The following is an 18,888-nucleotide window of genomic DNA, read 5'->3' on the forward strand; positions in this document are numbered from 1 at the left end:
AGAACAGACGCTATGATAGAATGTTTTATGAACATTCTATTTTTTATGCAAAGGCTAGGTGTTTCAGGTGAAAAACAGAAAATATCTTGTTATAAACGGACCGAATTTAAACCGATTAGGTAAACGTGAGCCTGGCATATATGGTGCGCAAACTCTGGAAGATCTTCAAGCAGAACTTGTTTCATTTTCAAGAGGGCTACTCATGGATCTTTCGTTTGAGCAGAGCAATAATGAAGGAGATATCATTGATTTCATTCATGGAGCTGAAGGTGAGTTTTGTGGTATCGTTCTAAACGCAGGTGCCTATACTCATTATAGTTATGCGATTAGAGACGCGATTGCCAGTGTGGATGTCCCCGTGATCGAAGTCCACTTATCAAACGTGCATGCTAGAGAAGAATTCCGACGCGAATCTGTTATTGCTCCAGTTACGATCGGACAGATTTCAGGATTTGGTTTTGATAGTTATAGATTAGCTCTTCAAGTTTTTCATAATCAACAGAAGGGGGATACGTTATGAATCGTGTAGAACGGGCAAGACATTTATTCGATACGTTTGATATTGATGCACTTTTAGTTACATCTTCTTCAAACCGTTTTTATTTAAGTGGTTTTAAAGGAAGCTCAGGAGTACTTTTGATCACGAAAGAAGAAGCGATTTTAGTAACTGATTTCCGTTATAAGACGCAAGCTCTAGAACAAGCAGAAGGTTATCGTGTTGTGATGCACACGGATCCGATTCCGCAAGAGGTTGCAAAGTTAACGAAGGAGCTTTCAATTTCTAAGATTGGTTTCGAGCAAGACCATGTTACATACTCTACATACCGTACATATGAGACACAATTAAATAACAATACGACTGAACTTGTTCCAGTATCCGGTCTTGTAGAAAAGTTGCGCTTGATTAAGGATGAATCAGAGATTAAGATAGTAAAGGATGCAGCATCTATTGCCGATGCCGCTTTTTCACATATTATCGAGTATATTCGCCCAGGACTTACTGAGCGGGAAGTATCGAACGAACTAGAATTCTTCATGAGAAAAAATGGAGCCATCTCTTCATCGTTTGATATTATTGTGGCCTCTGGCTACCGATCAGCCCTTCCACATGGTGTTGCCTCAGATAAGAAGATTGAAACGGGTGAATTAGTAACCTTGGATTTTGGAGCATACTACAAAGGTTATTGTTCGGATATCACACGTACGGTAGCCATCGGAAATGTTTCAGATGAACTGAAAGAGATCTACCAAGTCGTATATGATGCACAGATGCTAGGAATGAAAGGCATCAAACCAGGAATGACAGGTAAGGATGCGGATGCGTTAACTCGTGATTACATCGCTTCAAAAGGATATGGTGAATACTTTGGGCATTCTACAGGACATGGAATTGGCTTAGATGTTCATGAGGGACCAGCTTTATCTATGAAGTCTGATACGATTCTTGAACCAGGAATGCTTGTGACAGTCGAACCTGGTATTTATATCTCAGGTCTAGGCGGAGTTCGAATCGAAGACGATGCACTCGTCACAAAAGATGGCAATGAATCACTTACGCACTCTACTAAAACCCTCTTAACGTTAAGTTAAGGTATTTCAGGAGGATAAAAACATGATTTCAGTAAATGATTTTAAAACAGGATTAACGATCGAGGTTGACAACGGGATCTGGCAAGTTCTCGAGTTCCAACACGTAAAGCCAGGCAAAGGTGCGGCATTTGTTCGCTCTAAACTTCGTAACCTTCGCACAGGTGGTATCCAGGAAAAAACGTTCCGCGGTGGAGAAAAAGTAGCAAAAGCTCATATTGAAAACCGTAAGATGCAATACCTTTATGCATCTGGAGATACGCACACTTTCATGGACAACGAGTCTTATGAGCAAATTGAACTTCAAGCTTCTCAAATTGAGTACGAGTTGAAGTACTTGCTTGAAAACATGACTGTTCACATCATGACATATCAAGGTGAAACGATTGGTGTTGAACTTCCAAACACAGTTGAATTAGTAGTGGCAGAGACTGAGCCTGGTATTAAAGGCGACACAGCTTCTGGTGGAACTAAGCCAGCAACGCTTGAAACAGGCTTGATCGTACAAGTTCCTTTCTTCGTAAACCAAGGTGACAAGCTGATTATCGATACAAGAAATGCGGCTTACGTTTCTCGTGCATAGGCTATAGTATTTAAACCTCATTCCATTTTTGGAGTGAGGTTTTTTTATGTAGTAGACAGTTAACAAGAATGATGGCGCCACCAATGGACAGGATAAAATGGATGCGATGTTTATTTGAGTTTAGGGTATCTGACATTCCTGGTTGTCGATTTAAGTAGACTCGCGGATATATGGCAAAAACTCGCGGAATAAAGTAAGAAATTTTTTGATTGTCTTAAAAATTTTTAGGGATTCTTATTTAACTTATTTAAAATACCCCACTCCGTATTAGTGAGAATACAGTGGCTAAACCGTAATGCACATATTTGGTTTTCTTTTAAGTAAAAACAGCCAGTCATAAGCTAAACTAGCACCAAAAGATAAATTTTCATGAATAATAACCACAATCCTATTAACTTTATTGCTAATAGGTAAATCCTAATCCATTCTTTTCAAACACAAGTGTACTTGCCGCCATAGAAGTCTTACCTTCTAGCCAGGCTTCTCCGCGTAGTGTTTCACTATCATTCTATCAAAGTCTTCTCTACCTTCCCTTCTAACTTTAAACTTTTACCCACCTTTATTGGCATAAAGCTTAAATGTCAACCATACGTTTATAGTACTAGCCTCTTAAAGGAGAAATCGGTCATGGAGACGATCTTTAGACTTTTTCCAGATAACATACAACAAACCTTGAAAAATTTGCCGCCATCTGTCCTTCAATCTATAGAAGAGATCAGGGTTCGAATTGGACAACCGATAGAAATCCTTTGTTGGGGTAAACCGATCTACCCGACTGAAGGCCAGATCTCGGCTGAAGAGTCGCAAGTATTGCTCAATCGTTTAAGTCAGCACTCACTCTACGCGCTTGAAGAGGAACTAAAAAGAGGCTATATCACTATATCAGGCGGTCATCGTGTTGGACTAGCTGGAAAAGTGATCACTGAACATGGATTCGTAAAAGCCATCAAGAATATTAGTTCGTTTAACGTAAGGATAGCGAGAGAGAAAATTGGCATCGCTGAACCGCTAATTTCTTATCTTTTTCAAAAAAAATGGGTCAATACATTATTAATCGGCCCGCCGCAAACCGGGAAAACCACGATATTAAGAGATATTGCGAGGGTTGTTAGTTGTGGCGTTCAACAAAGAAACATCCCTTCTTTTAAAGTGGGAATCGTAGATGAGCGCTCTGAAATAGCGGGTAGCATAAAGGGTGTTCCTCAACATACTCTTGGACGACGTGTTGATGTTCTTGATGCATGTCCGAAAGCGGAAGGGATGATGATGCTCATTCGTTCGATGAGTCCTCAAGTGATGATCGTCGATGAAATCGGTCGAAGAGAAGATGGTGAAGCGATATTAGAAGCGATGCATGCGGGTGTTCAAATGATTTTTACCGCACATGGCAGCTCTGTTGAAGATGCAATGAAACGTCCTGTGATGAAACCATTAGGAGATCTTTCATTGTTTGAAAGGTATGTTATCTTGAGCCGGGATAAAGGACCAGGAACGATTGATAGAATTTATGATGGAGCTTTAAAGGAGATCTACAGATCATCGGGTGGTAGAGCATGATGAGTTGGTTAGGCGCGATCGCCATCCTTTCAGCCACTACGATCTTTGGTTTTGAGTGGGCAAAACGAGTAAGAGAACGACCAAAGAAGTTGAGAGAACTAAAAGTGACACTACAAGCCTTGGAGGCTGAGATCATGTATGGATCTACTCCGCTTCATGAGGCATTTTTGCATATAGGAAGACCTTTAAAAGAACCGTTGTCCACTTTTTTCCTTACCATTTCAGACCGATTAGTAGAAGGTGAACTCTCGGTGCAAGAAGCATGGGATTTACAGTTGGCTGTTCTGGCTAAAGAGACTTCTTTTAAGATGGGTGAGATTGAAGTGCTTCGCCAATTTGGGGCGACTCTTGGCAGGCATGACAAAGAGCATCAGCAAAAGCAGATTCAATTGACGCTTGCTCACCTTAATCGGGAAGAAAAGGAAGCAAGAGACATACAGGAACGTTATGAAAAAATGTGCAAAAGTCTTGGAGTCCTAATGGGACTTTTAATCGTTATTCTCTTACTGTAACAAGGAGGTACCATCGATGGGATTGGATGTAAACGCAGTGTTTCAGATCGCTGGGCTTGGGATAATCGTCGCGATGCTTCATACCGTGTTAAAAATGATCGGCAAAGAGGATTATGCCCATTGGGTCACTCTATTAGGTTTTGTTGTTGCCCTTTTTATGGTCATTACTCTTTTAGATGATTTGTTTCAGAAGGTAAAAGGCGTCTTTTTGTTTCAGAATTAAGGAGGGGGCCAGATTGGAAATTATCCAAATTGTTGGTTTTGGACTGGTTGCTGCTTTTTTAGCATTAGTCCTTAAAGAACAAAAAGCAAATTTTGCTTTTTTGGTCACACTCATGGTTGGAGCAGGAATCTTTTTATTCTTGATTGATAAGATTGGACAAATTCTCACGATGCTTCAACGACTTGCCATCAACGCAAACGTAAACATGGTCTATGTTGAAACGTTGTTAAAAATAATCGGTATCGCTTATATTGCAGAGTTTGGAGCACAGATCACACGAGATGCTGGTCAGGGAGCTATTGCCTCTAAGATCGAACTAGGTGGGAAGATACTGATTCTGGTGATGGCGATACCGATCTTAACGGTTATTATCGAGACCGTACTGACGCTTATTCCGAAATAAGAAAGCGGGTTGTAAAGATGCAGAAAGTGATGGTGCGGACAAGTCTTCTTCTATTCATAATCTTTTCCTTCATCCTATTTGGTCCCATAGAATCCGCATCAGCGAGCTCAATCACTTCAAAAATGGTAGATCAACAAGTTTCCTCCATGCAGTTAGATGAGATCAAACAATATTGGGATAGCATCTCCCGAGAGTACGGCGGTTTCTTGCCAGAAAGCCAGAAAGGGACCTTCCTTGAATTTGTAAAAGGAGAAAAAGATTTTTCAATAAAAGGATACATGCTTGGTCTTTTGAAGTTTATGTTTCATGAACTTGCTGTTCACGGAAAGCTGTTAGGAACCTTAATTCTGCTCACCGTTTTCAGCATGCTCCTTCAATCCATACAAAATGCTTTTGATCGATCTGCTATTTCAAAAGTGGCGTATGGCATTATCTATATGGTCTTGATCATATTAGCTTTAAACAGTTTTCACGTTGCCATCTCTTATGCGACAGAAGCGATCGATAATATGTTAAGTTTCATGATTGCACTTATACCCCTTCTTCTTGCCTTGATGGCAACTGTAGGAAGCATTGCTTCAGTCGCCTTTTTTCATCCGGTTATCTTGTTTTTGGTAAATACAAGCGGTCTATTAATAAAGAATTTTGTATTGCCGCTTCTTTTTTTATCTGCACTATTAAGCATCGTTTCTACGATGTCAGAGCATCACAAAGTTACTCAGTTGGCCAAGCTTTTGCGAAATGTCAGCATGGGAGCGCTCGCCTTTTTTTTCACGGTATTCCTTGGTGTCATGAGCGTGCAAGGTGCAACAGCGGCAGTGGCAGATGGCATTACGATCAAGACCGCAAAATTCATCACAGGAAATTTTATTCCGGTTGTCGGACGTATGTTTACAGATGCGACAGATACAGTTATGAGCGCTTCTATCTTACTTAAAAACTCGGTAGGCATAATCGGAGCACTCTTATTGCTACTACTGGCTATCTTTCCTGCCATCAAAGTTTTAATACTAGCTTTTATATATAGCATGGCTGCAGCCCTCCTTCAGCCTTTAGGCGGTGGGCCGATCGTTGAATCATTAGGCATCATCGGTAAGAGTGTCATGTTTATCTTTGCTGCCCTTATGACGGTCTCGATCATGTTCTTTTTAGCGATAACGATTATAATCGCAGCTGGCAACGTTACACTGATGGTCAGATAGGAGGTGAGTCATGGCATTCTTAACCGAATGGATAACCAATATTATTATTCTTGTACTATTGGCTGGAGTCATCGAGCTGTTGTTACCTGGTAATCAATTCCAAAATTATATCAAGATGGTGGTAGGATTGCTCATCCTGCTTGCCATGCTCTCGCCACTGTTCAAACTAATAAACGCAGATCTCGATCAAGTGTTTCTCGCTATGGATCTACCAGCCGCTGCGAAAGAAGACGAAATAAAAAATTCAATAGAAGAGAATAAAAGTGAAATACAATCCGCACAACGTGCATATATATTAGAGCAAATGGCTGTCCCAATGAAAAAACAAGTTCAAGAGGAGTTGAAACAGACTTATGAGTTAGAGATAGTCGATCTTCAAATTCAAACGGAAATCGGTAAAGAGCCGTTGGATGCTGAAGATATTAGGGGTGCCAAAGTGATACTTACAAAGTATCACGATCAAGCAAGAATCTCTGAAGTATCAGAAGTGGATGTAAGTGTTTCTGGTCCAGAGAGAAAAGAATCTCTCGAACCACCAGTTACAAGCGAAGTCATCCAGTTTCTAGCCGATCAATGGCAGCTGGATGCAGACCAAGTTGATGTACATTTGGAAGGGGGAGAGGAGTTATCCCAATGAAACGTTCATTTTGGGAACAGATAAAAAAACGGCTGCAGCTTAGTGATAAAGCAGGGAATAAACAAAAGTACTTACTTGTCTTACTTCTATTGGGAATTTCTCTAATGTTTCTTAGCAAGATGATAGACTCCCCTGCTCAAAAAAGTTCATTTAACGGGCTAGTGCCAGAAACAAAGGTTAAATCTGAGGCGGTTTTTAAACAAGCGAAAGAAGTCACAGACAAGAATATTAAAACTTATGAAGATCGTTACTCGAACGAACTGAAAGACCTATTAGAGCAAATGCAAGGCGTAGGCAAAGTGTCAGTCTGGGTTGAACTCTCCACAACAGAGAAAAAAGAGTTCGTAACTGATGATAGCACACAGAGTCAAACAACTTCTGAAAATGATAAAAATGGCGGGAAGAGAACCATAGAAGATCAAAAGATAGATGAAAAAGTAGTCATCATCTCAAATGATGGCAGAGAAGAGCCGATCATCGTTACAACAGAAAAACCAAAGATTAAAGGTGTAGCCGTGTTGGCGCAAGGTGCAGAGAACATCCAGACAAAGTCTATGATCATAGAGCTCGTTAAAAAAGTTTTTGATATAGGTAGTGACCAAATTTTCGTAGGACCAAAAAATCCTGAGGGGGAATAATCAAATGTTATTGAAAAAACAAACCGTTTGGCTTTTGACTATGCTTAGCTTAATCATTGTATTGTCGGTGTATTACATTACAGCGCCTGGTGGAACAGATGATCTTGCATACTTGGAGGCAGGAAAGAAGTCAGGTAAAGAAGCGACGGTTTCAGGTGTTGCAAACGATGATGTGTTTACAGCACTTCGCCTTGAGCGAGATGAAGTTCGTGATGAGATGAGTGCTGACTATGTAGCGGTTGCAGGGTCTGAAGATGCTTCTGCTGAGGTTCAAGCTGATGCTTGGGCGAAGATGACAGAGCTTCAGTCACTTACGATGCAAGAATCAACAGTAGAAACATTGATCAAATCGATGGGATTCAATGATGCATTAGTAAGCACGATGAACAATGAGATCAAAGTAATCGTAAAAGCTGATAAACTATCGAAAAAAGAAGTCGTTGAGATCATGAATGTTGCGAACGAACATCTTGGTAGTAATAAAACGGTAGCTGTTGAATACCATGCATCTAAATAAATTCAGAGTTTAAAAGCCGGAGTTCCGGCTTTTTTCTTTTTGGGTTTTCATGATATATTGGATAGAAACTTAAAGCGTCTGCGTCATTAAGTTTGCATTTCTTTGTGAAGGGAAATGATAGAAAAATGTGAAGAGTATTCGCAAACGCTTACAATGTTAAGTGTTATCGTGTACTATTAACTTGAACATGATTCTAATGTATCCACGAAAAGAGAAATGTGGTATATTACATGTGTTAAGACCTAGTCACAATAGAAGGTGCTAAATAAAAAATCTAAACTGGATAGGATTGTTAAAGGAGTAGAGATCATGCTAAAAATTCAAGAAATACGTGAATTGATTAAACTTATTGACAAATCAAGTATCAACGAATTCAAATACGAAAATGACGGCTCTAAGATTGTTCTTAAAAAGGACAGTGGTACGGTCGTTTCTCATGGAGCAGAAGAAGTAGTTTCTCAACCCGTTGTCACTCAAGCGCCACCAGTAAAGGAACAGGTTCCTGCAGCTGAAACAGTGAAAGAGAACACAGAAGTTAAACAACAAACAGAGAAGGCAGAAGAAGACGCTAACTTACATAAAGTAGTCTCACCTATGGTAGGAACGTTTTATGCTGCTTCATCTCCAGATGTTGAAGCATTTGTTAAGCCAGGAGATAAAGTTTCAAAAGATAGCATCGTTTGTATTATTGAAGCAATGAAATTATTTAATGAGATCGAATCTGAAGTGAATGGTGAAATCGTAAAAGTATTAGTTGAGAACGGACAATTAGTAGAATACGGACAACCTCTGTTCCTTGTGAAAGCAGAATAGGAGGGTATGTCTATGATTAAAAAGCTATTAGTAGCAAACCGTGGTGAGATTGCTGTAAGGATTATTCGTGCATGCAAAGAGCTTGGTGTTGAAACAGTAGCCGTTTATTCAGAAGCTGATAAAGATGCCTTGCATGTCCGTTTGGCAGATGAGGCTTATTGTATCGGACCGACTGCTTCAAAAGATAGTTACCTAAACTTCACTAACATAATGAGCGTTGCCACACTAACTGGTTCAGAAGCCATCCATCCTGGATATGGATTTCTGGCAGAGAACGCCGACTTTGCAGAACTTTGCAGCGAATGTAATGTAACATTTGTTGGTCCAAGTGCTGAAGCAATCAACAAAATGGGTATTAAAGATGTTGCAAGAGCAACGATGGCGGATGCTGGAGTTCCAATCGTACCAGGTTCTGACGGGATTATTAGGGACAAGGAAGAAGCCATTGAACTCAGCAACAAAATTGGGTATCCTGTAATTATTAAAGCAACAGCAGGCGGTGGGGGTAAAGGGATCCGAGTAGCAAAGAATGAAACGGAACTCTTAAAAGGCATTGCGATCACTCAGCAAGAAGCAGCAACTGCTTTTGGTAACCCTGGTGTGTATATTGAAAAATACATTGAAGATTTCCGACATGTTGAAATACAGGTGCTTGCAGATAACCATGGGAATGTGATCCATTTAGGAGAACGAGACTGCAGTATCCAAAGACGTCTTCAAAAGCTCTTAGAAGAGACTCCATCTCCTGCCATCTCTCCATCTAAACGCCAAGAGATGGGAGAAGCGGCAGTAAAAGCAGCTGAAGCCGTTCAATATTCTGGTGCTGGTACAGTTGAATTTATCTTTGATCATAATACAGGGGATTTCTATTTCATGGAGATGAATACTCGTATCCAAGTAGAACATCCTGTAACAGAGATGGTAACCGGAATTGATCTTATCAAGGAACAGATTAAAGTAGCTTCAGGTGAGAGATTGCGATACAAACAAGAAGATATTGAGTTTGATGGCTGGTCGATCGAATGCAGAATAAATGCTGAGAATCCTGAGAAAAACTTTATGCCATCTGCTGGGAAGATTGAAATGTATCTTCCGCCAGGCGGTCTAGGTGTTCGAGTGGATTCAGCTGTTTATCCTGGCTATACGATTCCACCATTTTATGATTCTATGATTGCTAAAGTTATTACTTACGGAAATACTAGACAAGAAGCGATCGACCGTATGAAGCGAGCACTAAGTGAATTCGTGATCGAAGGAATTCATACGACCATTCCGTTCCACCTGCGTCTGTTAAACCATGAGACTTTTGTGAATGGTGACTTTAATACAAAGTTTTTAGAAAATCATGATTTAACTTCAAAAAGCGAATAAGTACGGAGGTGTTTAATTGATGAATGAACTATCATTTGAAATGGAAAGTTACTCATCAGAATTAGGGAAAGTGGAGATCTCACCTGAAGTTATCGAAGTTATTGCAAGTATTGCAGCTTCAGATGTAGAAGGTGTGGCTTCCATGAGAGGCAGCTTTGCAAGTGGTGTAGTAGAGCGACTTGGAAAGAAAACGCATGGCAAAGGCGTTAAAGTTGAACTCTCAGAAGCAGGTATTTCAATCGATGTATACGTATCAATGAAATATGGAGTTGCGATTCCAGATGTAGCTCAAAAAATTCAAGATTACATCAGACAAGCGCTTCTAGACATGACAGCACTAGAAGCAACGGATATCAACGTATTCGTAGTTGGTGTTCAATTTGATTCAAAAGAAAAACAGAATGAAGCACCAGAAGTAGATTATTAAAAAGATCAAAGGGTGAGTTCTACTTGCCCTTTGATCTTTTTTCTTGTTTTATATTACGAGTGAATAGTTTGATGAAGTAGAGTTAGCATGTTGATGTTATGAGATAGGGTATATGTAGTGCAATTTTAGTCAAGTGATGTCGACTCGCCGCTATATGGGAAAATCTCGCCTAATTATTGTTCAAACTCGCCGGATTAAGCCTGGAATTTCTAGAATTTTCTCTTGAAATTACTGAATAAACAGCTTAGATACCCCATCTGGTATTATGTAGAAATCTTTTTATCTTTTTCTTCTTTGACTGTTGATTGGAGTGGCAGGTGCGTGACTCTAGGCTAGGACAGGTGGGCAGGTGAGACGCTTATTCGAAACGTACGAATGTGGCTCACCGCCTGCCCCGCACAAAGCGAGCACCTGTAATAGAAATCAACTCCCTACAAAGCAACAATGAATTATAATACATTAGTAATTACTTTTTTAACTATTTGACCCTTAACAGATTGAAAAAAACTGAATGTTCGGAAGGGTTAGTAAGTCCATTGTTCGGATTGTAACGAGTCCTAACAATATGGTATTATGCTAGATAGAAATTGTTCGCAAATAGAAAGGAAGTCGGATTATGAAACGCAGACTTGCCAGAGAAAAGGCATTTCAATCGCTTTTTCAAATTGAAGTAAGTGACATCTCAGCTAATGAAGCTATGGAGCATGTTTTAGAAGGAGAGCCATCAGACGAATTTTTAACAAGTATGGTTCATGGTACCGTTGAAAAGAAAGAAGAAATCGAGCGTTTTCTAACGCCTTATTTAGAGAAATGGAGCTTTTCAAGACTAGCAAACGTAGAACGCGTTGTTCTTCAGATGGCTGCTTACGAATGGTTGTTCATGGAAGAGGTTCCAAAGAACGTAACGTTGAATGAAGCGATTGAAACAGCAAAAATCTTTGGCGGTGAAGAAGCAGGACGTTTCGTAAATGGTGTCTTAGGAAAGATAGTCAAAGATATTAACAATAATTAATTTAATAATAAAACCAACTACTTTTGAGGGGGACTTTAGAATGGCTGTGTTAGACGGAAAACAAATTGCGAGAGAGATCAGAGAAAAACTTGCAAAAGAGATCCAAGACCTTAAACAAGAAGGAATTGTTCCAGGTTTAGCTGTTATTCTAGTAGGCGATCACCCAGCGTCTCGTTCATATGTATTAGCAAAAGAAAGAACGTGTAAAGAGCTCGGTATGCATTCGGTATTGACGGAGCTTCCTGAATCTATTTCTGAGAATGAATTATTACAATACATTCAAGCATTTAACAATGACGAACAAATCGATGGGATACTCGTACAACTTCCCCTTCCTTCACATATTAGTGAATCAAAAGTAATTGAAACCATTCTGCCTGAAAAAGATGTAGACGGTTTTCATCCGATTAATATCGGACGGATGCATGCAGGAGATGAGCAAGCTTTCATACCTTGCACTCCGCTTGGAATTTTAGAGATGGTTAAACAAACCGGTGAAGATATTTCAGGAAAACATGTTGTCGTTGTAGGCAGAAGCAACCTTGTAGGAAAGCCAGCAGGCCAGCTTTTCTTGCAAGAAAATGCGACGGTGACGTTTTGCCACTCAAGAACTAAAAATCTTCGTGAACAAACATTGCAAGCTGATATTTTAATTGCGGCGGTAGGAAAACCGAACCTTATTACAGAAGATATGGTAAAAGCAGGTGCCGTTGTCATTGATGTAGGGGTTAATCGCAAGGAAGATGGAAAGCTTTGTGGAGATGTAGACTATGAGGCTATTAAACCGAAAGCAAAGCATATCACTCCTGTTCCAGGAGGCGTAGGCCCTATGACGATCACGATGTTGATGAACAATACGGTTCTTGCTTCAAAATGGAGAAAGCAGTTAAAGGAAGTACATTAATGCAAAACAACAATCGGTATGTTCCAATATCGGCTGTAACCCGGTATATTAAAAGGCTATTTGAAAATGACGGTAACTTACAAGACGTTTGGGTAAAAGGTGAACTTTCCAATGTTAAGCTCCATAGTAGGGGCCATCTGTATTTCACGTTGAAAGATGCAAACAGCAGAGTTTCTGCGGTTATGTTTGCAGGAAACAACAGACATCTAAATTTCAAACCTGAAGAAGGAATGAATGTTTTAATCCAAGGTTCGTTCTCTGTTTACGAACCTCAAGGGCAATACCAGCTCTATGTCAGAACGATGCAGCAAGACGGTGTTGGTAATTTATTTCTGGCGTATGAAAATCTTAAGAATATGTTAGATCAACAAGGGCTTTTTGATCCTATACATAAAAAGCCGCTGCCTAAATTTCCTTCTACGATTGGTGTGGTCACTTCACCAACGGGAGCTGCCGTCAGGGATATCGTGACTACTATAAAACGAAGGTTTCCGCTAGCTGCTGTCACAGTATACCCAGTGCTTGTTCAAGGACCAGGTGCTGCCCCGTCCATCGTTCGGGCGATTGAACGAGCGAATGCTTTGAACGAATCAGATGTTCTCATCGTGGGACGTGGTGGAGGATCGATAGAAGAGTTATGGGCGTTTAATGAAGAAAGTGTTGCAAGAGCAATCTTTCAATCGCATCTGCCGATTATTTCAGCTGTGGGACATGAAACTGACTTTACAATTTCTGATTTTGTAGCTGACTTAAGAGCACCAACACCTACAGCTGCTGCTGAGATGGCAGTGCCTCATCTAGATGAACTGAAGGATCGATTATTCCAAAGAAATGTTCGCTTGAAAAGGGTGATGAATGAGTTTGTAGCGGGTCATCAACAGCATCTTTCGCGACTGCAAAAATCATATGCTTTTAAGTACCCAACTCAATTGATCAAACAAAAAGAGCAAGAACTAGATAGGTGTATGGATCAATTAAAACGTACGGTTGGAAGTTTTGTTGATCAACATCAAAATCAACTCTCACAGGTTAAACGTCAACTTTTACTGTTTTCACCTAGAGGTCAGCTTCAGAAGGCAAACGAAAGAGTCGTTTCTCTGCATAAGACATTGCTAAAAGAAACAAACCGTCACGTAAGGCAGCACCAGAGGGATTTTTCTAACAAGATTTCTAGACTCTCTTCCCTTAATCCTCTGGCTGTAATGGATAGAGGATACAGCTTGACCTATAAACAAGGCAAAGGCGAATTGGTTAAATCGGTATCACAGGTAAAGGCTGGAGATGCATTAACGATAAAGTTAAAAGATGGACAGATCGATTGTCACATCACTGGAACGGAGGCGTCTTTTACGAATGACTGAAAAAACAAGCAAACTTACATTTGAAGAAGCGATGATACAGCTAGAAGAGATCGTTGAAAAGCTTGAACAGGGAGATGTTCCTTTAGAAGAAAGTATCGATCTGTATCAACAAGGAATGAAGCTCTCAAAATTATGTCATACGAAATTACAGAACGTTGAGAAGAAGATGGATACGATTCTGCATGAAGACGGAAAAGAAGAACCATTCGCGATTCAGGAGGAAGATCATTGATAGCGTTTGAACAATATCTTCGAGATAAAAAAACATTGGTTGAAGAAAAGATGGTCACATACTTAGACAATTTGGATGCTCCAGAAACATTAAAAAAATCGATGCTATATTCAATTTCTGCAGGTGGAAAGCGAATACGTCCAATCCTTGCTCTTGCAGTTATGGAAGCTTTTGAAAAGAATATAGAAAAATTAGTAGATGTTGTTTGTTCGATTGAATTTGTTCACACTTATTCTCTCATCCATGATGACCTTCCTTCTATGGATAATGATGATTATAGAAGAGGGAAACTAACGAACCATAAAGTTTTTGGGGAAGCTCAAGCCATTTTGGCCGGAGATGCTTTATTGACAGAGAGCTTTAGCTTGATCACAAACAACTCTTATTTAACTTCGGACCAAAAAGTTCAAATGATTGCTGTTCTATCAAGAGCTGCAGGTGCAACAGGTATGGTTGGTGGTCAAGTAGAAGATATAGAGGGAGAGAACAGAGACCTCACGTTAACAGAATTAGAAAGCATTCATGAAAAAAAGACGGGTAAGATGCTTGAATGTTCAGTGATCATAGGTGGAATTGCAGCGAGAGCTTCTGATGAAGACCTTATCCATTTAACGAACTATGCACGGCATATCGGAATTGCATTTCAGATTCAAGATGACATATTAGATGTAACAGGGAATCAAGAAGAAATTGGTAAACCTGTTGGAAGTGATGAGGCTAATCTGAAAACTACTTATCCTAAGATTCTTGGTCTTATTGGTGCAAAGAAAGAAATGGAAAACCATATACATATTTCTTTGGAACATTTAAACAAGATCAACGGAAATACAGGCATATTAGCGTCCATCGCTGACTACATTATAAAAAGAAACCACTAAGAGATTGTTGCGAAATTGGAAGTATGATATGATATTATTTGCTTTGGAGTGGTGCAGTATTCTAGTCAGCCCCCCATTCCTGAAGGCGGGCCTAAAAATCCGCCAAAGGGCACATCGATGAAGTTCCTTGTATTGGCTTGAGGCGCCCAGCCTTGGGTCATCGCTGGGAGTTAAGGTTGAAGGGCGATCCACAATGGCATGTGGGCGAGGACCCTTCTTCCGCGGAGGCCCCCATATTTGCGGTTTGTGTTCAAAAGACCTTACTGCGAAATGGGGTTTGAACCTGCTTAGCTTTTTTTCTTGTTCACAGGAAAAGAAGGCGAGCAGCGTAGCCTGCCTTGAGTGGAGCTTGAGGGGATTATGGTGTGAAAAGCCTGTATCGGTTGGCCGCTGATTATGAGCTTTATACCATATGAAATCTTCTCTGCAAAAGAGGCTAGGGAATGTGCGCGAGGCTGTTGAGGAAAACTCCTAGACTGTTCTGCCCTGACACCTTTTAGGGATTATAGTGCGGACTAAGTGGTAATCTAGTCTAACGTTTGGCAACAGCGTTAAGAAGAGAGTAAAGGGAAACCGCGAACATGGCGACATTTCGTACTCTTCTGGGAAAACCTACTGGACCTAAGCCGCAGTCTTTACTTAATAAGGTGACCACTCCCTATTACATAAAGTGACCAAAAAGTGAGGAGTTATGCATGAAGCATTCCTTTACTAAAACACTCAAATGGAGTACAAGCATTGCCGTTATCACTCTTGTGTTAGCGGCTATTTTTACAGTTGTATCATCTTTTTTGTTAAATGGAGTTTCGTGGGCGATAGGGATGGGAATCGTGTTTCTAATCGTATTAACCGGGGTTCTGTTTGACATAGTAGGGGTGGCATCAACTGCTGCGAAAGAAGTTCCGTTTCATGCGATGGCTTCTGAGAAGGTTCCTGGAGCAAGACATGCTATAATCATTACAAGAAACGCAGATCGTGTAGCGAATTTTTGTAACGATGTTATTGGAGACATCTCTGGGATCGTTAGCGGAACGGCATCTGCTGCAGTAGTAGTAGAACTTACACTTTCAATGGGGAACAGATCTGGATCAAACTCTGAGTATTTGATCTCAATCGTATTCACCAGTGTAGTTGCTGCACTTACTGTAGGAGGCAAAGCGCTAGGAAAATCATATGCGATCAACCACTCAACCTTTATTATTTTTCAGGTTGGGCGTTTATTATATTTTTTAGAGGAAAAATTAAGAATTAAACTGCTATCGCCTGCTAAAAGAGAGAAGAAAAGGCGTTAATGGAAAGAGAGGCATATTCCATGAACCTGGAAGAAATTCAAGATCCTCAGTTTTTGAAAACGTATGAAACTGAACAATTAAATAAATTAGCTGCCGAGATTCGTTCTTTTCTAATTGAAAAACTTTCAGTTAGAGGAGGCCATCTTGGGCCTAATCTTGGCGTTGTAGAATTAACGCTTGCCATGCACAAAGTCTTTGACAGTCCTAAAGACAAGTTTATTTGGGATGTTGGTCATCAAGCCTATGTGCATAAGATTCTTACGGGAAGAGCATCGCAGTTTGATACACTTCGACAGTATAAGGGTCTCTGTGGATTTCCTAAAAGGATCGAAAGCGAACATGATGTTTGGGAAACAGGGCACAGTTCTACATCACTTTCTGCAGCTATGGGTATGGCTATCGCTAGAGACCTTAAGAAAACAGATGATAAAGTTCTTGCGGTCATTGGTGATGGTGCTTTAACGGGCGGAATGGCTTTAGAAGCGCTGAACCATATCGGTCATGAAAAGAAAGACTTAATCGTTGTTCTTAACGACAACGAGATGTCTATCGCTCCAAATGTTGGAGCTCTTCACAACGTTTTAGGACGCATGAGAACAGCTAGAAAATACAATAAAGCAAAAGATGAGTTAGAATCATTGATTCGTAAGATACCCGCTTTTGGCGGTAAATTGGCTGCTACAGCTGAACGTGTTAAAGACAGCTTAAAGTATCTGTTAGTATCAGGAATGTTTTTTGAGGAGCTAGGCTACACCTATTTAGGGCCAGTTGATGGTCATGATGTAGATGACTTGATCGAGAATCTAACATATGCCAAAAAAACGAAAGGTCCGGTAATCATCCACGTTCTTACGAAAAAAGGCAAAGGATATGAACCGGCTGAAAGTGATAAAAAGGATAGCTGGCATGGCGTTGGTCCTTATAAGATTGAATCAGGTGAGCAGATCAAACCGCAGCAAGTTGGACCATCTTACAGCGGAGTGGTCAGTAAAACTCTTGAGACGCTATCCCATAAAGATGATCGTATTGCTGTCATAACGCCTGCCATGACCATTGGCTCTAAGCTAACGGATTACGGCAAAGCGTTTCCTGATCGGTTGTTTGACGTTGGTATTGCTGAACAGCATGCCACAACGATGGCAGCTGGACTTGCTACGCAGAATATGAAACCGGTCCTATCGATCTATTCTACGTTCTTGCAGCGAGGTTACGACCAAGTAGTTCATGATGTAGCCAGACAGAATTTGAATGTTGTTTTCACAATAGATAGATCTGGTCTCGTTGGTGCTGATGGAGAAACGCACCAAGGTGTATTTGATATTGCCTTCTTGCGTCATATTCCAAACATGGTATTGATGATGGGGAAAGATGAGAACGAGCTTCAGCATATGGTATATTCTGCTCTTAAATATGAAGATGGTCCGATTGCGATCAGATTCCCTAGAGGTAACGGTTCAGGAGTTCCGATGGATGAAGAGTTTGAGAACATTCCAATTGGTTCATGGGAAGTGCTGAAAGATGGAGATGACGTTGCGATTCTAACGTTTGGAACGACGATTCCAATGGCGCTTGAAGCTTGGGAGATTCTCGCTAAATCAGGTATCTCAGCACGCGTGATCAACGCTCGTTTTATCAAACCGCTTGACTCAAAAATGCTCAAAGAGCTTTATGCGGAAAACATGCCTATTTTAACGTTAGAAGAGGCTGTTCTTCAAGGCGGTTTTGGAAGTGCGGTATTAGAGCATGTGGCTGACCATCAGGCAAATGTGATCATTGATCGAATGGGTATACCAGATTGCTTTATCGAGCATGGAAGTGTGACAAAACTTTTAGAAGAGATCGGAATTACAACGCCTGATCTTGTTGAGCGAGTGAAAACGCTTGTTAAAAGAAAGGCAGAAAAGGGTCTTCTTACATGAAAAAAGAACGGGTAGATGTACTGCTTGTCAATCGAGGACTTTGTGAAACACGAGAGAAAGCCAAACGATCTGTTATGGCTGGCCTCGTGTACTCAGGAACGAACCGGATGGATAAGCCAGGAGAAAAGATAGAACAAGATGCGCCTCTTCAAGTTAAAGGAGATGTAATCCCTTATGTGGGAAGAGGCGGGCTTAAGCTTGAAAAGGCACTTAAAACCTTTGATTTTGAAGTTAAAGAAAAGATAGGAATGGATATTGGGGCTTCAACAGGTGGCTTTACTGACTGTGCCTTACAAAATGGCGCCTCCTATATTTATGCGATCGATGTGGGCTACAATCAACTTGCTTGGAAGCTGAGAAACGATTCTAGGGTAGCGGTGATGGAAAGAACAAACTTTAGATATGTAACTCCTGATCAGCTTCAACAGGGAATCCCTCACTTTGCAACGATCGACGTTTCATTCATTTCACTACGAATCATTCTTCCTGTGCTGACTCAGCTTATGCCAACTGGAGATGTGATCGCTTTGATCAAGCCTCAGTTTGAAGCAGGGCGTGAAGAAGTCGGGAAAAAGGGAATTGTTAGAGATCCTAAAGTTCATAAACGCGTGATTGAAGAGATTACGGATTTTGCCCGCAAAACAGGGATTAATCCTGTTGCATTGTCCTTCTCACCTATAACGGGTGGGGATGGAAATATCGAGTTTTTAATGCATGGAAAAGTAAATAATGAGGACTGCATGTCGATAACTTCAAAAACTATTGAAGAAGTTGTGAAGTCAGCTCATGAAACATTAAAGAAAGAGCGAGAATAAAATTT

The 18,888-nt window shown here is 40.5% G+C and carries 22 protein-coding genes; all 22 read left to right on the forward strand.

The window, feature by feature from the left end; genetic code table 11:
* Positions 1-67 precede the first annotated feature (67 nt).
* The 22 genes from aroQ (at position 68) to FS458_RS07565 (ending at position 18,883) form a co-directional block, all read left to right on the forward strand.
* Positions 68-520, forward strand: a complete 453-nt coding sequence (aroQ, locus tag FS458_RS07460) for a type II 3-dehydroquinate dehydratase (protein ID WP_144699145.1) — start codon at positions 68-70, stop codon at positions 518-520.
* Positions 517-1,590 (forward strand): M24 family metallopeptidase, encoded by a 1,074-nt coding sequence (locus FS458_RS07465; protein WP_144699147.1) that lies wholly within the window; start codon positions 517-519, stop codon positions 1,588-1,590. The genes aroQ and FS458_RS07465 overlap by 4 nt, the downstream gene beginning before the upstream one ends.
* 22 nt (positions 1,591-1,612) lie before the next feature.
* Complete coding sequence (gene efp, locus FS458_RS07470) at positions 1,613-2,170, forward strand: elongation factor P (protein ID WP_066396040.1); 558 nt, start codon at positions 1,613-1,615, stop codon at positions 2,168-2,170.
* A 627-nt stretch (positions 2,171-2,797) separates the two neighbouring features.
* Positions 2,798-3,727, forward strand: a complete 930-nt coding sequence (spoIIIAA, locus tag FS458_RS07475) for a stage III sporulation protein AA (RefSeq protein ID WP_144699149.1) — start codon at positions 2,798-2,800, stop codon at positions 3,725-3,727.
* Positions 3,727-4,239, forward strand: a complete 513-nt coding sequence (gene spoIIIAB / locus FS458_RS07480; RefSeq protein ID WP_144703390.1) for a stage III sporulation protein SpoIIIAB — start codon at positions 3,727-3,729, stop codon at positions 4,237-4,239. The genes spoIIIAA and spoIIIAB overlap by 1 nt, the downstream gene beginning before the upstream one ends.
* Positions 4,240-4,255: 16 nt before the next feature.
* On the forward strand, positions 4,256-4,462 hold the full coding sequence (spoIIIAC, locus tag FS458_RS07485; RefSeq protein ID WP_066290831.1) for a stage III sporulation protein AC: 207 nt from the start codon (positions 4,256-4,258) through the stop codon (positions 4,460-4,462).
* 13 nt (positions 4,463-4,475) lie between these two features.
* Complete coding sequence (gene spoIIIAD / locus FS458_RS07490; protein WP_066396033.1) at positions 4,476-4,865, forward strand: stage III sporulation protein AD; 390 nt, start codon at positions 4,476-4,478, stop codon at positions 4,863-4,865.
* 17 nt (positions 4,866-4,882) lie between these two features.
* Positions 4,883-6,067 carry a stage III sporulation protein AE gene (gene spoIIIAE, locus FS458_RS07495; protein WP_144699151.1) on the forward strand — a complete coding sequence of 395 codons (1,185 nt, stop codon included), beginning with the start codon at positions 4,883-4,885 and terminating at the stop codon, positions 6,065-6,067.
* A gap of 10 nt (positions 6,068-6,077) precedes the next feature.
* Complete coding sequence (gene spoIIIAF, locus FS458_RS07500; protein WP_144699153.1) at positions 6,078-6,704, forward strand: stage III sporulation protein AF; 627 nt, start codon at positions 6,078-6,080, stop codon at positions 6,702-6,704.
* On the forward strand, positions 6,701-7,342 hold the full coding sequence (gene spoIIIAG, locus FS458_RS07505) for a stage III sporulation protein AG (protein ID WP_144699155.1): 642 nt from the start codon (positions 6,701-6,703) through the stop codon (positions 7,340-7,342). Before spoIIIAF ends, spoIIIAG begins: the two co-directional genes overlap by 4 nt.
* A gap of 4 nt (positions 7,343-7,346) precedes the next feature.
* Entirely contained in the window at positions 7,347-7,859 is a 513-nt protein-coding gene (locus FS458_RS07510) for a SpoIIIAH-like family protein (RefSeq protein WP_066396025.1), read from the forward strand.
* A gap of 309 nt (positions 7,860-8,168) precedes the next feature.
* Positions 8,169-8,672, forward strand: coding sequence for an acetyl-CoA carboxylase biotin carboxyl carrier protein (gene accB, locus FS458_RS07515; RefSeq protein ID WP_144699157.1), 504 nt, complete (start codon positions 8,169-8,171; stop codon positions 8,670-8,672).
* 12 nt (positions 8,673-8,684) lie between these two features.
* A complete protein-coding gene (gene accC / locus FS458_RS07520) occupies positions 8,685-10,043 on the forward strand; it encodes an acetyl-CoA carboxylase biotin carboxylase subunit (protein ID WP_137788932.1) in 1,359 nt (452 codons plus the stop codon).
* A gap of 19 nt (positions 10,044-10,062) precedes the next feature.
* Positions 10,063-10,470 carry an Asp23/Gls24 family envelope stress response protein gene (locus FS458_RS07525; RefSeq protein WP_137788933.1) on the forward strand — a complete coding sequence of 136 codons (408 nt, stop codon included), beginning with the start codon at positions 10,063-10,065 and terminating at the stop codon, positions 10,468-10,470.
* Positions 10,471-11,086: 616 nt separating this feature from the next.
* Positions 11,087-11,482 (forward strand): transcription antitermination factor NusB, encoded by a 396-nt coding sequence (gene nusB / locus FS458_RS07530; protein WP_144699159.1) that lies wholly within the window; start codon positions 11,087-11,089, stop codon positions 11,480-11,482.
* Positions 11,483-11,522: 40 nt separating this feature from the next.
* Entirely contained in the window at positions 11,523-12,386 is an 864-nt protein-coding gene (folD, locus tag FS458_RS07535) for a bifunctional methylenetetrahydrofolate dehydrogenase/methenyltetrahydrofolate cyclohydrolase FolD (protein WP_144699161.1), read from the forward strand.
* Complete coding sequence (xseA, locus tag FS458_RS07540) at positions 12,386-13,747, forward strand: exodeoxyribonuclease VII large subunit (protein WP_144699163.1); 1,362 nt, start codon at positions 12,386-12,388, stop codon at positions 13,745-13,747. Before folD ends, xseA begins: the two co-directional genes overlap by 1 nt.
* Positions 13,740-13,979: an exodeoxyribonuclease VII small subunit gene (locus tag FS458_RS07545; RefSeq protein WP_066396014.1), complete on the forward strand. Its 240-nt coding sequence runs from the start codon at positions 13,740-13,742 to the stop codon at positions 13,977-13,979. The genes xseA and FS458_RS07545 overlap by 8 nt, the downstream gene beginning before the upstream one ends.
* The gene (locus FS458_RS07550) at positions 13,976-14,857 is read left to right on the forward strand and encodes a polyprenyl synthetase family protein (protein ID WP_231607256.1); all 882 of its coding nucleotides are present in this window, start codon (positions 13,976-13,978) and stop codon (positions 14,855-14,857) included. Before FS458_RS07545 ends, FS458_RS07550 begins: the two co-directional genes overlap by 4 nt.
* Positions 14,858-15,552: 695 nt before the next feature.
* Positions 15,553-16,149 carry a hypothetical protein gene (locus tag FS458_RS07555; protein ID WP_066396012.1) on the forward strand — a complete coding sequence of 199 codons (597 nt, stop codon included), beginning with the start codon at positions 15,553-15,555 and terminating at the stop codon, positions 16,147-16,149.
* Between the two features lie 20 nt (positions 16,150-16,169).
* Positions 16,170-18,068 carry a 1-deoxy-D-xylulose-5-phosphate synthase gene (gene dxs / locus FS458_RS07560; RefSeq protein ID WP_144699165.1) on the forward strand — a complete coding sequence of 633 codons (1,899 nt, stop codon included), beginning with the start codon at positions 16,170-16,172 and terminating at the stop codon, positions 18,066-18,068.
* A complete protein-coding gene (locus FS458_RS07565; RefSeq protein WP_144699167.1) occupies positions 18,065-18,883 on the forward strand; it encodes a TlyA family RNA methyltransferase in 819 nt (272 codons plus the stop codon). The genes dxs and FS458_RS07565 overlap by 4 nt, the downstream gene beginning before the upstream one ends.
* Positions 18,884-18,888 lie beyond the last annotated feature (5 nt).

This window comes from Fictibacillus phosphorivorans (assembly GCF_007673525.1).
Taxonomy (GTDB): Bacteria; Bacillota; Bacilli; order Bacillales; family Fictibacillaceae; genus Fictibacillus; species Fictibacillus phosphorivorans_C.